A 12,291-nucleotide genomic window follows, 5' to 3' on the forward strand; every position below is an offset into this window, starting at 1 on the left:
GGGACATCCGGACGACCCGCATTCAACCGAATGACAGTGGCGTCCGTACTACCTGGCGCCAGCGCCGAGACCGGGAGGCCGTGCCGGATGACCACGACGTACGACCCGTTCGTTCCCGCTGGTGCGTCCGGCGAGGGCGGCTACGGCGGGCGGCGGCGCGCCGAAGAGGCCACCTGGGTCGAAGACCAGCACTGGGGCCAGCAGCAGCAGGGCGTTCCCGCCGGTCACTGGACCGAGGACCCGCGGTGGTCGGGCGATGCGCGCCCGGCGCCGGGCCGTCCGGCGTACGCGCCGACATCCGGCTACCCCGTGTCCGGCGCCCCGCTGCAGGACGCCCCTCGCGAGCAGCCGGCCCGGGGCTCCTGGGTGCGCCCGGCGGTCGCCGGACTGGTCGCGGTGCTGATCGTGGTCGCGGCGTGGCAGGCGTACCGGATCGAAGGAATGACCCGCGACAACCAGTCGCTGACGTCCGGCCTGAGCGACGAGCGCAACCGTACCGACCAGCTGGAGAAGCAGCTGGCCGGAGTTTTCGACCCCGAGGCGGTCTCGTCGAAGGCGCTGCCGAGCGTCTTCCGGGTGCGGGCCGGCGACTTCACCGGCACCGCGTTCTCGGTCGGTGACAAGGCGTCCGGCGGCAAAGCCAACCTGATCACGAACTATCACGTGGTCGCCGAGATCTACAGCGACGGCGGCCGCAAGGTGTCCCTGGAGCGCGGCAGCACACAGATCGACGCGACGATCGTGAAGGTTAACAAGGGCAAGGATCTCGCGCTGCTCCAGGCCGGCCAGGGCATCGCCCCGCTCGGCACCTCGGAGGGACAGGTCAAGCCGGGTCAGCAGGTGGTCGTGGTCGGCGCCCCGCTCGGCCTGGACGACACGGTGACCAGCGGGGTGATCAGCGCCTACCGGCCGGGCGACCCCGACGGCACGACAATCCAGTTCGACGCGGCGATCAACCCCGGCAACTCGGGTGGCCCGCTCCTCAACGCCGACCACCAGGTGGTCGGCGTGGCGACGGCCAAGGCGAAAGACGCCGAGGGCATCGGCCTGGCCATCCCGATCAAGACGGCCTGCGACACCTTCTCCGTCTGCTAGCTCGGTCGGTCTGCTGGCTCGGTCGGTCTGCTGGCTCGGTCGGTCTGCTAGCTCGCGGACGCCCGCTGGCGGTCACTCAGGTCGGTCACGCCCGGCGGCGGCAGCCCCGCGGTCGAGGCGAGCATCGCGCACCAGCCGAGCAGGTGCGTCTCGAGGCCGTCGCTGGTCGGCGTCCACGACGCGCGCACCTCGAGATCGGCCGTCGGCGCCGGCCCGGCCAGCTCACCGAACCTGGTCGACGTGGTCTGGGTGATCGTGCCGCCGATCGCGGTGTAGGCCGCCGACTGCTGGTCGAGCGCGTCAATGAGCCAGGTCCAAGCCACCGCCGATAGCAGCGGATCGCTCGCCAGATCGTCCTCGAGCTCGGCGGTGACCAGCGTGACCAGCCGCAGATTGCCGCGCCACGCCTCGTGCCCGGCCGGATCGTGCAGCAGGATCAGCCGCCCGCCGGCCACCTCCTCGCCGCTGCGCAGGACGGTGGCGCTGAGCGCGAAGGCCCACGGCGCCAGCTTCTGCGGGGCGGCGATCTCTTCGAGCAGGATTTCGGGACGGGGTGCGGCGGCCCGCAGCCCAGCGACGGCGCGGGTGAACGCCTCGGGGACAGCGGAGGGGGACGCCATGAACGAAGCGTATGCCGTTACGTGCTGGACTCCATCGATAGCAACACGGCGAGTCTCTGTTTAATGGCTCCGCTTCGCTGCGCGGGCAATCGCTGTGTTGCTGGCTCCGCTTCGCTGCGCGGGCAATCGCTGTGTTGCTGGCTCCGCTGCGCTGCGCGGGCGATCGCTGTGTTTGCTGGCTCCGCTCCGCTTCGCTGCGCGGGCGATCGCCTTTGACCCGGTGTCATGACTCGCGGTTTCCGACACTCGCAAACCCGGCGAGCGGCGGGAACCGCGTGCCATAACACCGGCGGCGATCGCCACGGTTGCTGGCGTGCTTCGCGTGGTTGTGCGGTGGCTGGCGATCGCACGGTTGCTGGTGTGCTTCGCGTGGTTGTGAGGGCGGCGGGGGGTGTGGGGTCTGGGTGGTGCACGATGGCTCGGTGACTTCAGTGCTCGAGGATTCTGCGTTTGTCAGGGCGTGCCGGGGGCGGGACGTGCCGCACACCCCGGTCTGGTTCATGCGGCAGGCCGGGCGCTCGCTGCCGGAATATCACAAGATCCGGGAGGGGATCGGCATGCTCGAGTCGTGCCGGCGACCCGAGCTGGTCACCGAGATCACCCTGCAGCCGGTGCGCCGTCACCAGGTTGACGCCGCGATCCTCTACAGCGACATCGTGGTGCCCCTGGCGGCAGCCGGCGTCGACCTCGACATTGTGCCCGGCACCGGACCGGTGGTCGCCGAGCCGATCCGGAGCGAGGCCGACCTGGGCCGCCTCCGGCCGATCAGCGGCGACGACGTCGGCTTCGTCGACGCGGCCGTGCGGATGCTGGTCGGCGAGCTCGGAGCGACTCCGCTGATCGGTTTCGCGGGCGCCCCGTTCACGCTGGCCAGCTACCTGATCGAGGGTCGGCCGTCGCGCACCTACCTCAAGACCAAGGCGATGATGTACGGCGCGCCCGAGCTGTGGCACGCCCTGCTCGACCGCCTCGCCGACATCGCGCTGTCCTTCCTGCGGACCCAGGTCGCGGCGGGGGTGAGTGCGGTCCAGCTGTTCGACTCGTGGGCCGGCGCGCTCTCCGAGGCCGACTACCGGCAGTACGTGATGCCGCACTCGGCCAAGGTGCTCGGTGGCCTGGCGGACGCCGGAGTGCCCCGCATCCACTTCGGCGTCGGCACCACGGTGCTGCTCGGCGCGATGGGGGAGGCGGGGGCGGACGTGGTCGGCGTCGATTGGCGTACGCCGCTCGACGAGGCGTCCAAGCGGGTCGGGGTCGTGCAGGGCAACCTTGACCCGGCCGTTCTGTTCGCCGACTGGGAGGTGGTCGCCCGGGAGGCCCGGCGGGTGCTCGACCAGGGCCGCGCGGCCCCCGGTCACGTGTTCAACCTGGGCCACGGCGTGCTTCCCGAGACCGACCCGGACGTCCTGACCCGGCTGGTCGCGCTGATCCACGAGGAGTCGGCCCGCTGATCCGGGCGTCACACCCGTGCTACCCCGGTGGTGGCAGGACGAACTGACCTGCGAGGGTTGAGAACGTGCGCAAGCGAGTCGCGATCATCGGTGGGGGCGTGTCCGGCCTGGCCGCCGCGGTGCGCCTGCGTGATCTCACGCCGCCGGGGACCGAGCTGATCGTCTACGAGCAGTCGGGCGCGCTGGGCGGCAAGCTCCGCACCGGCAAGCTGGGCGGGGTGACGGCCGAGCGCGGCGCCGAGTCGTTCCTGATGTCGGCGCCCGACGGCAGCGAGTCGGCCGCTCTCGCGCTGGTGCGCCGGCTCGAGCTCGAGGGCGCTCTGCGGCACCCGGCGGCGGTCCCGGCCGCGCTGGCGATCGGCGGCGACCTGGCGCGCATTCCCGGCGGGACGCTCATCGGCGTACCGGGAAATGTGGCGGACGTGGGCAGCGTCGCGCAGCCGGCGACGGACCGTGACCTCGACGAGGGCCGTCCGTTGCTCGCCGCAGGCGAAGATGTCGCGGTCGGTGAGCTGGTTCGAGCGCGCTACGGCGACCAGGTGGTGGATCGCCTGGTCGACCCGCTGCTCGGCGGCATCTATGCCGGTCGGGCCGACCGGCTCTCACTCGCGGTGACCATTCCTCAGCTGGCTCGCACCGCCCGGATCGAACACACTCTGCAAGCGGCGGTGCGGACGGCTCAGGCCGAGGCGGCGGCCCGGCGCGCCCCCGGCCGGCCGGTGTTCGGCGCGCTCGACGGCGGCATGAGTCGCCTGGTCGCCGCCGCGGCGGCGGCGAGCGGTGCGCGGATCTCTCTCGGTCTTCCGGTACGCGAGGTGGCCCGCACCGGCGACGGTTGGCGTCTGGTCCTGGGTCCAACCGCGGCGCCGCAGCTGGACGAGGTCGACGCCGTGGTGCTCGCCGTGCCGTCGCGGGCAGCCGCCAAGCTGCTGACCGGCGTCGCCCCGGAGGCGGGCGAGGCGATCGGCGTGCTGGACTACGCGAGCGTGGCCCTGGTCGGTATGGCGTTCCCAGCCGGCACGAAGCTTCCCGAGCTGTCGGGTTTGCTGGTGCCGCCGAGCGAGGGCACCTTGGTCAAGGCGGCCACCTTCGTCACCCGCAAGTGGCCGCACCTGGCCGGCGCCGACGATCCGGTGCTGGTGCGGGCGTCGCTGGGCCGGGCCGGCGAGGCCGAGCGGCTGCAGTTCGACGACACGGTGCTGCTCGAGCGGGCGCACCGCGAACTGTGCGAGCTGACCGGTGTTGCGCTGCCCGCGCCCGCGGAGACGTTCCTGCAGCGCTGGGGTGGTGGCCTGCCGCAATACCCGCCGGGTCACCTCGACCGGGTCGCGCAGGTGCGGGGGGCGCTGCCGGACGGGCTGGCGGTGGCCGGCGCCTCGCTCGACGGGGTCGGCATCCCGGCCTGCATCGCGAGCGGCGAGCGGGCGGCGGAAGACGTGCACAAGGCCTTGGAGGAGGCAGCATGAGCGAGCAGAGCAACGCGGCGCGCATCAACGAGTTGAATGCGACGATCCGCTACACGATGTGGTCGGTCTTCAAGGCGTCCACCCCGCTGCCGGCGCTGCGCGACGGGCTCGCGGGCGAGGTCGACTCGCTCTTCGAGCAGCTGTCGGGCAAGGACGTGACCATCCGGGGTACGTACGACGTGTCGGGTCTGCGGGCCGACGCCGACGTCATGATCTGGTGGCACTCCAGCTCGTCCGACGCGCTGCAGGAGGCGTACGGGCTGTTCCGCCGGACCGGCCTCGGCCGGCATCTGTCCCCGGTCTGGTCGCAGATGGCCCTGCACCGGCCGGCCGAGTTCAACAAGAGCCACCTGCCGGCGTTCCTGGCCGGCGAACAGGCGCGGTCCTACATCTGCGTCTACCCGTTCAACCGCTCCTACGAGTGGTACCTGCTGCCCGACGAGGAACGCCGCTCCATGCTGGCCGAGCACGGCAAGCTGGCCCGCGGTTACCCCGACGTGCGGGCCAACACGGTGGCCGCGTTCGCGCTCGGCGACTACGAGTGGCTGCTCGCCTTCGAGGCCGACGAGCTGCACCGCATCGTCGACCTCATGCGTGACCTGCGCGCGGCGAGCGCGCGCCGGCACACGCGCCTGGAGATCCCGTTCTACACCGGCCGCCGGCGCTCGATCAGTGAGCTGGTCGAGTCGCTGCCCTGAACATCTTGACGTGGGGAATGCCGTCCTCCAGGAATTCCGGCCCCGACGGCTGATAGCCGTAGCGGGCGTAGAAGGCGGTCAGGTGGGCCTGGGCGTCGAGCGTGCTCGGCCGGTTGCCGATGATCTCCAGCGCTTCGGTGATCAGCCGACCGGCCAGTCCGGCGCCGCGAGCGTCCTTGGCCGTGACTACGCGGCCCACCCGCTCGTGGCCGTCCTCGCGGAGGATGCGCAGGTAGGCGCGTACCTCGCCGTCGCGTTCGAACCAGACGTGCCGGGTGCCCGGTTCGTCGTCGCGGCCGTCGATGTCGGCGTAGGCGCACTCCTGCTCGACCACGAAGACCTCGCTGCGCAGCCTGAGGATCGCGTAGAGAGTGGTGGTGTCGAGGTCGCGGAAGGTCGCCGACCGCAGTTCGTCGTGGGGTTCCGGATGCACCCGCCCAGGGTATGCGGGCCGGGGTGTTCGGCCGCCCGTCACCCGTACCGTCTCCCGTGCGTTGTTGGGATGGAGGACTGATGATCAAGCGGAGCAGGCTCTTCGGCAACAAGACCCGAGTGACCTTCTGCCTACCGGTCGGCGAGCCGGCCGGGGCGGTCAGCGTGGTCGGCACGTTCAACGACTGGGAGCCGGGCCGGCACGAGCTGGTCCCGCGCCGGGACGGCACGCGGACCGTGAGCGTGACTCTTTCGCCCGGTCATTACTCGTTCCGCTACCTGGCGTCCGACGGCATCTGGCTCGACGACGACCAGGCCGGGAGCGAATTGCGGGTTTGACCCGTTTCGCCGGCCCTCCCCGGGGATGCTCGGACTTTGCAGGCAGACGTGGTCTGGGCCGGCAGTCGGCCGACAAGGTCTACGCCGGCTTCACCGCGTCGATGACCGCGCACGGCGGCCAGGAGTCCACGCTGCTCGCGCTGTACAACACGATCTACCACTTCGGCGGGATCGTGGTGGCGCCCGGCTACACCGACCCGCTGAAGTTCGCGGACGGCAATCCGTACGGCGTCTCGCACGTCACCGGGCCGGCCAACGACGCGCCTCTCACCCCGGTCGAGGATGCCGCTCTGACCCATCTGGCCCAGCGCGTGGTCACGATCGCCGCGCGACTCCTCCCGTCTCACTGAAAACACGAATAAGTCCTCATTTATCGCTTAACGTGAGCACATGACCATGTACGAAGGCTCCTCCGACCTGCACAAGCGGGTCGAGCGGTACGAGGCCGCGCTCGACGAGATGCGGGCCGCCCAGCAGGAGATCAAGAACATCCTGCACGACCAGGTCCTCTACGACCGCTGGCAGCAGCTCGGAGCCGACCTCGGCTTCGTGGTCGCGGCCACCGCGGCGACCGCTCACCCGCAGTCGGCGGACATGAACGGCCACTCGGTGCCCGCGCTGACGGAATCCTGGGCGGGTTAAGACACTCTGCCGTCGCCATCCCCTCTGCCACCTGGGGTGGCGGCGGCAGAGCCGCTACCGTTGCGGCCATGTCCGTCGACACCCAGTACGAAGACCTGCTGCGCAAGGTGCTGACCAGCGGCACCGCCAAGAACGACCGCACCGGCACCGGCACCGTGAGCCTGTTCGGCGAGCGGCTGCGATACGACCTCTCCGAGGGCTTCCCGCTGATCACCACCAAGCGGGTGCACTTCAAGTCGATCGCGGTCGAGCTGCTCTGGTTCCTGCGGGGCGACAGCAACGTCGGCTGGATGCGCGACCAGGGCGTGACGATCTGGGACGAGTGGGCGGACGCCGACGGCGAGCTCGGCCCGGTCTACGGGGTGCAGTGGCGCTCCTGGCCGGCCCCCGACGGCGGTCACATCGACCAGATCGGCGGCGTGCTCGAGACGCTCCGCAAGGACCCCGACTCCCGGCGCATGCTCGTCTCGGCCTGGAACGTCTCCGACCTGTCGTCGATGGCGCTGGCCCCGTGCCACGCGATGTTCCAGTTCTACGTCGCCGACGGCAAACTGAGCTGCCAGCTCTATCAGCGCAGCGCCGACCTGTTCCTCGGCGTGCCGTTCAACGTCGCCAGCTACGCGCTGCTCACGCAGATGATGGCGGCGCAGGTCGGGCTGGCGCCGGGCGACTTCATCTGGGTGGGCGGCGACTGCCACATCTACAACAACCACGTCGACCAGGTGAAAGAGCAGCTGAGCCGCTCGCCTTACGAGTTCCCGCGCCTGGAGATCGCCGAGCGCCCGTCGCTGTTCGACTACCGCTACGAAGACTTCACGGTCGTCGGCTACCAGCATCACCCGACGCTGAAGGCCCCGGTGGCAGTGTGACCGTGCACATGATCTGGGCCGAGGCGCACGACCGGGTGATCGGGGCCGACGGCACCATCCCGTGGCGCCTCCCGGAGGACCAGGCCAACTTCCGCGACCGCACGATGGGCGGCACCGTCGTGATGGGCCGCGCCACGTGGGACTCGCTGCCGCCCCGCTTCCGGCCGCTCGAGGGCCGGCGCAACGTCGTGCTCACCCGCGACCGGCAGTGGTCGGCCGACGGCGCGGTTGTGGTGCACGATGCCGCCGACGTCGATCTCTCCGACGGTGAAATCTGGATCGGCGGCGGAGCCGCCGTTTACGAAGCATTTCTCCCGAAGGCCGAGCACATTTTGCGTACGCGGGTCGACCTCGAAGTTAAGGGCGGGGTACGCGCTCCTGAACTAAGTTCGGATTGGGTGCTGACCAGCGACTCCGGGTGGCAGACTTCGCGGAGCGGGGCTCGCTTCGTTATCGAAGAATTCACCCGTTCGGACCTGCGAGGGCCGAAATGACCGGTTAATTTGCTCGGCCGACGCCGTAATTTTCGGCGGTCCGACGCCGGAGGAAAAACTCTTATGCCGCAGCGCTTCGCATCAGTGACCCTGTCGGTCGTCACTCCGATGTACAACGAGCGCGAGGCGGTCGACCACTTCGTGGCCCGCCTCCGCCCGGTGCTCGACGGGCTGGGAGTGACGTACGAGGTCGTCGCCGTCGACGACGGCAGCCGCGACGCCACCGTGGCCCGTCTCATCGAAATGCGGCGGGAGTGGCCCGAGCTGCGGGTGGTGGCGCTGCGGCGCAACGTGGGTCACCAGACCGCGCTGCGGGCCGGGCTGCGGAGTGCTCACGGCGCCTACGTGGTGAGCATCGACGCCGACCTGCAGGACCCGCCCGAGGTCATCGGCGAGATGCTCGATGCCGCCCGGCAGCAGGATGTGCACGTGGTCTACGGCGTGCGCGGCGACCGCAGCACCGACACCGTGTTCAAGCGCAACACCGCCGGCCTGTACTACTGGGTCATGCGCCGCCTGGTCGGCCCCTGGGTCAGCGACAACGCGGGCGACTTCCGGCTGATGAGCCGGGCCGTGGTCGACGTGCTCAACGATCTGCCCGAGCAGCGCCCGGTCTATCGACTCGTGGTGCCGTCGCTCGGCTTCTCGAGCGCCGAGGTGGCGTACACGCGGGCCGAGCGGGTGGCCGGCGAGACGAAGTACCCGCTGAGCAAGATGATCAAGCTGACGCTGGACAGCGTCACCAGCTTCTCGGCCGCCCCGCTGCGCATCGCGACGTGGCTCGGCCTGTTCAGCTTCCTGCTCTGCCTGGCGCTGATCGTCAGCGGCCTGGCCGCGTGGGGCTTCGGGGCGGTCGTGCCCGGCTGGACCTCGCTCTACATCGCCGTGCTGCTGCTGGGCGGCATCCAGCTGATCTGTCTGGGTCTGCTGGGCGAATACATCGGCCGGATCTATGCGGCGAGCCAGAACCGGCCGCAGTTCCTGGTCGCGATGGACACCGAGGACGAGGCGGCGCGCCGCGTCGCCGACGGGATCGAATCGGTGGAGCTGGCGGGTCGCCGCTGACGACCCGCCAGGCGGGCTCAGGCCTTGGGGTCGAGCTTGATGGACAGGCTGTTGACGCAGTGCCGGGTGTTCTTCGCGGTCATGAACTCACCGCGGAAGACGTGACCCAGGTGCGAGTCGCAGCGGGCGCATCGGATCTCGGTGCGGACCATGCCGTGGCTGGTGTCGTCGATCTCGCGGATCGCGCCGGGGATGGCGTCGTCGAAGGACGGCCACCCGCAGTGCGAGTCGAACTTGTCGTCGCTCGGGTAGAGGGCGGCACCGCAGGCGCGGCAGTTGTACATGCCCTCGGTCTTGGTGTCGACGTACTCGCCGGACCAGGCCGGCTCGGTGCCGGCCTGTCGGAGCACCCGGAACTCGGCCGGGGAAAGGCGGACCCGCCACTCGTCCTCGGTGGTGGGCAGGGTGGTCTCGTTTGCCATAGCACAAATGTACGTCGATGAGCGCTGACGGACGACGAGTGCGGCCAACAACACAGCCGGGCCCGTTGAAAGGTTATGGAAGATGCGTCGCCCGCAACGTTCCGTCCCACCTGGCAGCAGGCGCTGGCCCGTGGCCTCTACCTCGGCGCCCTGATCGCGCTGGTCGGCGTCGTCTCGCTGGCCCTGGCCACGGCGGCCGCGGTGACCTTGACCGCGGTGGTGGCGCCACCGTCGTGGGTGTGGGCGGTGCTGGCGGTCGGGCCGCCGCTGGCCGGTGCGATGCTCGGGCCGCCGGTCGCCCGGCGCACCGGCACCGAGATCTGTGCCGGGGGCATCCGGATCCACTCGGTCTTCGCCGACGGGATCGCACCCTGGAACCGGGTCGTCGACCTGCGGGCCGAGCGGCGCGGCGGGCGGACCGTGGTCTCGGTCTACCTCGATTCCGGGGCAAGTCTGCAACTTCAAGCCCCCTACAGCGGCGAGTTGTTCGCCGCGGACCCGCATTTCGAGAGCAAAATGTTCGCTTTGTCCCATCTGTGGCGTAGTCACCGTTTCGGTGGACTTCCGGGATGATGACCCGCCGGACACCATTAGCGGGTAAATCGGGCGATCCGCGCTAAGCTCGCCTTTCGGACCTGGAACCGACGCAACAGAAACGGATACTCCTCATGAGCCTGACTCGCCGGATGATCGCCGCCGGACTGCCCGCGGCCGGCGTGACCGTCCTCGCCGCGCTGGCCCTCTCCGGGGCGCCGGCCTCGGCCGCGCCGGCCGACGTCGCGGGACTCCGCCCGGTCGCCATGGCCACGCCGTGCACCGGGGGCTACCGCGCCAACTGCGCCCAGGGCTACGGCAACGAGACGCCGGGCGGCACGCTGCCGACCACGACCGCGCCGGCGCCGACCCACAACCGGACGTCCGCCGCCACCACACCGGGCACCACCCACACGCGCGGGCACGGCGGCTACGGCGGTGTCTCGCCGGCCACCACGCCGCCGACGACCACGCCGACCGGCCACGCCAACACCGTCCCGCCGGGCGGGGTGAGCCCGAGCTCGGCCACCCCGGTGCCGACCGTCAGCAAGCCGGGCGGCGGCGTCAGCGCCGGCAGTGCCCTGCCGGTGACCGGTCCGACGACCGGTGCGCTCGCTTCCCTCGGCGGCATCCTGCTCGCCGCGGGTGCGGCCTCGATCTGGTACACGCGCCGGCGGCGCAACGCCTGATCGCGTACGCCGCACAAGGCCGCCTGGTTCTCACCAGGCGGCCTTTTTGTCGGTCCGGTGGCCTAGGGTTCGCATCATGCCGAAAGCCGCAGCCGAGGAAATCGAGATCGCCGGGCACACGGTCCGGCTGACCAGCCCCGACAAGATGGTCTTCCCGGGTCCGGGCTACACCAAGCGCGACGTCTTCGACTACTACCGGTCGGTCAGCGACGGCATCATGCGGGCGCTGGGCCACCGCCCGACCACCCTGCAACGCTTCCCGGACGGCATCGACGGCGAGACGTTCTTCCAGAAGCGCATACCCACCCGCGGCGTCCCCGACTGGATCCAGACCGCGACGATCAAGTTCCCCAGCATGCGTACGGCCCAGGAACTCTGCCCGGCCGACCTGGCCCACGTGGCGTGGGCCGCCCAGATGGGCACGATCGTGTTCCACCCCTGGCCGGTCCGCGGCGACGCCCCCGACCACCCCGACGAGCTGCGCATCGACCTCGACCCGCAGCCCGGCACCCACTTCGGCGACGTGGTCAGCACCGCCCAGGTGGTGCGCGAGGTGCTGGCCGACCTGGGCTGGACGGGCTACCCCAAAACCTCCGGCGGTCGCGGCGCCCACGTCTACATCCGCATCGCCCCGCAGTGGTCGTTCATCGAGGTGCGGCGGGCGGCGATCGCGCTGGCCCGCGAGGTCGAGCGGCGCCGCCCCGACCACATCACCACCGCGTGGTGGAAGGAGGAGCGCGGCGAGAAGGTGTTCCTCGACTACAACCAGATGGCCCGCGACCGCACGATCGCCTGCGCGTACTCGCTGCGGGCCAACCCCCGGGCGACCGTGTCGGCCCCGGTCACCTGGAACGAACTGCCCGACGTCGAGCCGGACGACTTCGACCTGCGCACGATGCCGCCCCGCTTCGCCAAGATCGGCGATCCGCACGCCACGATCGACGACGTGGCCCACGACATCACCCCGCTCCTCGAGTGGTCGGAGCGCGACGAGAAGGCGGGGCTGGGCGACCTGCCCTACCCGCCCGACCACCCCAAGATGCCGGGCGAGCCGCCCCGCGTGCAGCCGAGCAAGATGAACCACGCCAACTGGGAGGACAAGAGCTAGCAGGCGCTGTTATCCCGTGACCGAACGTCTCGCCCCGCCGGGTCGTCGCGGGGCCGCTAGGCTGCACGGGTAGCCGCAACAGGAGGCCGGGAGCGGTCATGGCCAAGCAGCGAAGCAACCTCAGCGACCGACAACGTCAGATCATCATCGTGGCGGCCGTCTTCGAGACCGCCCTCAAAACGGCGATGCTGATCGACCTCCGGCGCCGGCCGGCCAACCAGGTACGCGGGCCGAAATGGTTGTGGGCGTCAACGGCGCTCATCAACACGGCCGGACTCGCCCCGCTGTCGTACTTCGTCGTCGGCCGCACCCCCAGCCACCGCTAGGCCCGATCCGGGCGCTGCGCGGGCGATCCGGAGGCCGGTCG

The 12,291-nt window shown here is 70.6% G+C and carries 17 protein-coding genes; 14 read left to right on the forward strand and 3 right to left on the reverse strand.

Annotated features, from left to right (window positions below):
* The first annotated feature begins 87 nt into the window (after positions 1-87).
* Positions 88-1,095, forward strand: coding sequence for a S1C family serine protease (locus ACIA5C_RS16035; protein ID WP_396055071.1), 1,008 nt, complete (start codon positions 88-90; stop codon positions 1,093-1,095).
* Positions 1,096-1,142: 47 nt separating this feature from the next.
* On the opposite strand, the gene ACIA5C_RS16040 is transcribed toward ACIA5C_RS16035, so the two are convergent.
* On the reverse strand, positions 1,143-1,715 hold the full coding sequence (locus ACIA5C_RS16040; RefSeq protein WP_396055073.1) for a DUF3000 domain-containing protein: 573 nt from the start codon (positions 1,713-1,715) through the stop codon (positions 1,143-1,145).
* 422 nt (positions 1,716-2,137) lie between these two features.
* Here ACIA5C_RS16040 and hemE point away from each other — a divergent pair, with 422 nt between their 5' ends.
* From hemE to hemQ, 3 genes are all read left to right on the forward strand, one after another.
* Entirely contained in the window at positions 2,138-3,166 is a 1,029-nt protein-coding gene (gene hemE, locus ACIA5C_RS16045) for a uroporphyrinogen decarboxylase (protein ID WP_396055076.1), read from the forward strand.
* 65 nt (positions 3,167-3,231) lie between these two features.
* Positions 3,232-4,632 carry a protoporphyrinogen oxidase gene (gene hemG / locus ACIA5C_RS16050; RefSeq protein ID WP_396055078.1) on the forward strand — a complete coding sequence of 467 codons (1,401 nt, stop codon included), beginning with the start codon at positions 3,232-3,234 and terminating at the stop codon, positions 4,630-4,632.
* Positions 4,629-5,330, forward strand: coding sequence for a hydrogen peroxide-dependent heme synthase (hemQ, locus tag ACIA5C_RS16055; RefSeq protein ID WP_396055080.1), 702 nt, complete (start codon positions 4,629-4,631; stop codon positions 5,328-5,330). The genes hemG and hemQ overlap by 4 nt, the downstream gene beginning before the upstream one ends.
* Here hemQ and ACIA5C_RS16060 read toward each other — a convergent pair.
* On the reverse strand, positions 5,302-5,763 hold the full coding sequence (locus ACIA5C_RS16060; protein WP_396055082.1) for a GNAT family N-acetyltransferase: 462 nt from the start codon (positions 5,761-5,763) through the stop codon (positions 5,302-5,304). The two genes, hemQ and ACIA5C_RS16060, sit on opposite strands and share 29 nt — an antisense overlap.
* 80 nt (positions 5,764-5,843) lie before the next feature.
* Between ACIA5C_RS16060 and ACIA5C_RS16065 the strand changes: the two genes are divergently transcribed.
* The 6 genes from ACIA5C_RS16065 to ACIA5C_RS16090 all read left to right on the forward strand — a co-directional run bounded on the left by ACIA5C_RS16065 (position 5,844) and on the right by ACIA5C_RS16090 (position 9,171).
* Entirely contained in the window at positions 5,844-6,101 is a 258-nt protein-coding gene (locus ACIA5C_RS16065; protein ID WP_396055084.1) for an isoamylase early set domain-containing protein, read from the forward strand.
* Between the two features lie 101 nt (positions 6,102-6,202).
* Complete coding sequence (locus ACIA5C_RS16070; protein WP_396055086.1) at positions 6,203-6,451, forward strand: hypothetical protein; 249 nt, start codon at positions 6,203-6,205, stop codon at positions 6,449-6,451.
* 40 nt (positions 6,452-6,491) lie between these two features.
* A complete protein-coding gene (locus ACIA5C_RS16075) occupies positions 6,492-6,743 on the forward strand; it encodes a hypothetical protein (RefSeq protein WP_396055088.1) in 252 nt (83 codons plus the stop codon).
* A 68-nt stretch (positions 6,744-6,811) separates the two neighbouring features.
* Positions 6,812-7,612 (forward strand): thymidylate synthase, encoded by an 801-nt coding sequence (locus ACIA5C_RS16080; protein WP_396055090.1) that lies wholly within the window; start codon positions 6,812-6,814, stop codon positions 7,610-7,612.
* On the forward strand, positions 7,609-8,106 hold the full coding sequence (locus tag ACIA5C_RS16085) for a dihydrofolate reductase (RefSeq protein WP_396055092.1): 498 nt from the start codon (positions 7,609-7,611) through the stop codon (positions 8,104-8,106). The genes ACIA5C_RS16080 and ACIA5C_RS16085 overlap by 4 nt, the downstream gene beginning before the upstream one ends.
* Positions 8,107-8,169: 63 nt before the next feature.
* Complete coding sequence (locus ACIA5C_RS16090) at positions 8,170-9,171, forward strand: glycosyltransferase family 2 protein (RefSeq protein WP_396055094.1); 1,002 nt, start codon at positions 8,170-8,172, stop codon at positions 9,169-9,171.
* A 17-nt stretch (positions 9,172-9,188) separates the two neighbouring features.
* On the opposite strand, the gene msrB is transcribed toward ACIA5C_RS16090, so the two are convergent.
* The gene (gene msrB / locus ACIA5C_RS16095) at positions 9,189-9,593 is read right to left on the reverse strand and encodes a peptide-methionine (R)-S-oxide reductase MsrB (protein WP_396055096.1); all 405 of its coding nucleotides are present in this window, start codon (positions 9,591-9,593) and stop codon (positions 9,189-9,191) included.
* A 75-nt stretch (positions 9,594-9,668) separates the two neighbouring features.
* On the opposite strand from msrB, the gene ACIA5C_RS16100 reads away from it, so the two are divergent.
* The 4 genes from ACIA5C_RS16100 (at position 9,669) to ACIA5C_RS16115 (ending at position 12,250) form a co-directional block, all read left to right on the forward strand.
* Positions 9,669-10,166 (forward strand): hypothetical protein, encoded by a 498-nt coding sequence (locus ACIA5C_RS16100; protein WP_396055098.1) that lies wholly within the window; start codon positions 9,669-9,671, stop codon positions 10,164-10,166.
* Between the two features lie 95 nt (positions 10,167-10,261).
* A complete protein-coding gene (locus ACIA5C_RS16105; RefSeq protein WP_396055100.1) occupies positions 10,262-10,816 on the forward strand; it encodes an LPXTG cell wall anchor domain-containing protein in 555 nt (184 codons plus the stop codon).
* A gap of 76 nt (positions 10,817-10,892) precedes the next feature.
* Positions 10,893-11,924 carry a non-homologous end-joining DNA ligase gene (gene ligD / locus ACIA5C_RS16110; protein WP_396055102.1) on the forward strand — a complete coding sequence of 344 codons (1,032 nt, stop codon included), beginning with the start codon at positions 10,893-10,895 and terminating at the stop codon, positions 11,922-11,924.
* A gap of 98 nt (positions 11,925-12,022) precedes the next feature.
* Positions 12,023-12,250, forward strand: a complete 228-nt coding sequence (locus ACIA5C_RS16115; RefSeq protein ID WP_396055104.1) for a hypothetical protein — start codon at positions 12,023-12,025, stop codon at positions 12,248-12,250.
* Positions 12,251-12,291: the final 41 nt, after the last annotated feature.

Origin of the sequence: Actinoplanes sp. NPDC051343, from assembly GCF_044455125.1 — a bacterium.
In the GTDB taxonomy this organism is placed as follows: Bacteria; Actinomycetota; Actinomycetes; order Mycobacteriales; family Micromonosporaceae; genus Actinoplanes.

What these genes read in the sequence shown, in the direction of transcription:
- ligD (WP_396055102.1), top strand. Translation starts at nt 10,893, where the DNA reads ATGCCGAAAGCCGCAGCCGAGGAAATCGAGATCGCCGGGCACACGGTC.
- ACIA5C_RS16115 (WP_396055104.1), top strand. Translation starts at nt 12,023, where the DNA reads ATGGCCAAGCAGCGAAGCAACCTCAGCGACCGACAACGTCAGATCATC.
- ACIA5C_RS16070 (WP_396055086.1), top strand. Translation starts at nt 6,203, where the DNA reads ATGACCGCGCACGGCGGCCAGGAGTCCACGCTGCTCGCGCTGTACAAC.
- msrB (WP_396055096.1), bottom strand. Translation starts at nt 9,593, where the DNA reads ATGGCAAACGAGACCACCCTGCCCACCACCGAGGACGAGTGGCGGGTC.
- hemQ (WP_396055080.1), top strand. Translation starts at nt 4,629, where the DNA reads ATGAGCGAGCAGAGCAACGCGGCGCGCATCAACGAGTTGAATGCGACG.
- ACIA5C_RS16090 (WP_396055094.1), top strand. Translation starts at nt 8,170, where the DNA reads ATGCCGCAGCGCTTCGCATCAGTGACCCTGTCGGTCGTCACTCCGATG.
- ACIA5C_RS16040 (WP_396055073.1), bottom strand. Translation starts at nt 1,715, where the DNA reads ATGGCGTCCCCCTCCGCTGTCCCCGAGGCGTTCACCCGCGCCGTCGCT.
- ACIA5C_RS16100 (WP_396055098.1), top strand. Translation starts at nt 9,669, where the DNA reads ATGGAAGATGCGTCGCCCGCAACGTTCCGTCCCACCTGGCAGCAGGCG.
- ACIA5C_RS16075 (WP_396055088.1), top strand. Translation starts at nt 6,492, where the DNA reads ATGACCATGTACGAAGGCTCCTCCGACCTGCACAAGCGGGTCGAGCGG.
- ACIA5C_RS16080 (WP_396055090.1), top strand. Translation starts at nt 6,812, where the DNA reads ATGTCCGTCGACACCCAGTACGAAGACCTGCTGCGCAAGGTGCTGACC.
- ACIA5C_RS16105 (WP_396055100.1), top strand. Translation starts at nt 10,262, where the DNA reads ATGAGCCTGACTCGCCGGATGATCGCCGCCGGACTGCCCGCGGCCGGC.
- ACIA5C_RS16065 (WP_396055084.1), top strand. Translation starts at nt 5,844, where the DNA reads ATGATCAAGCGGAGCAGGCTCTTCGGCAACAAGACCCGAGTGACCTTC.
- ACIA5C_RS16035 (WP_396055071.1), top strand. Translation starts at nt 88, where the DNA reads ATGACCACGACGTACGACCCGTTCGTTCCCGCTGGTGCGTCCGGCGAG.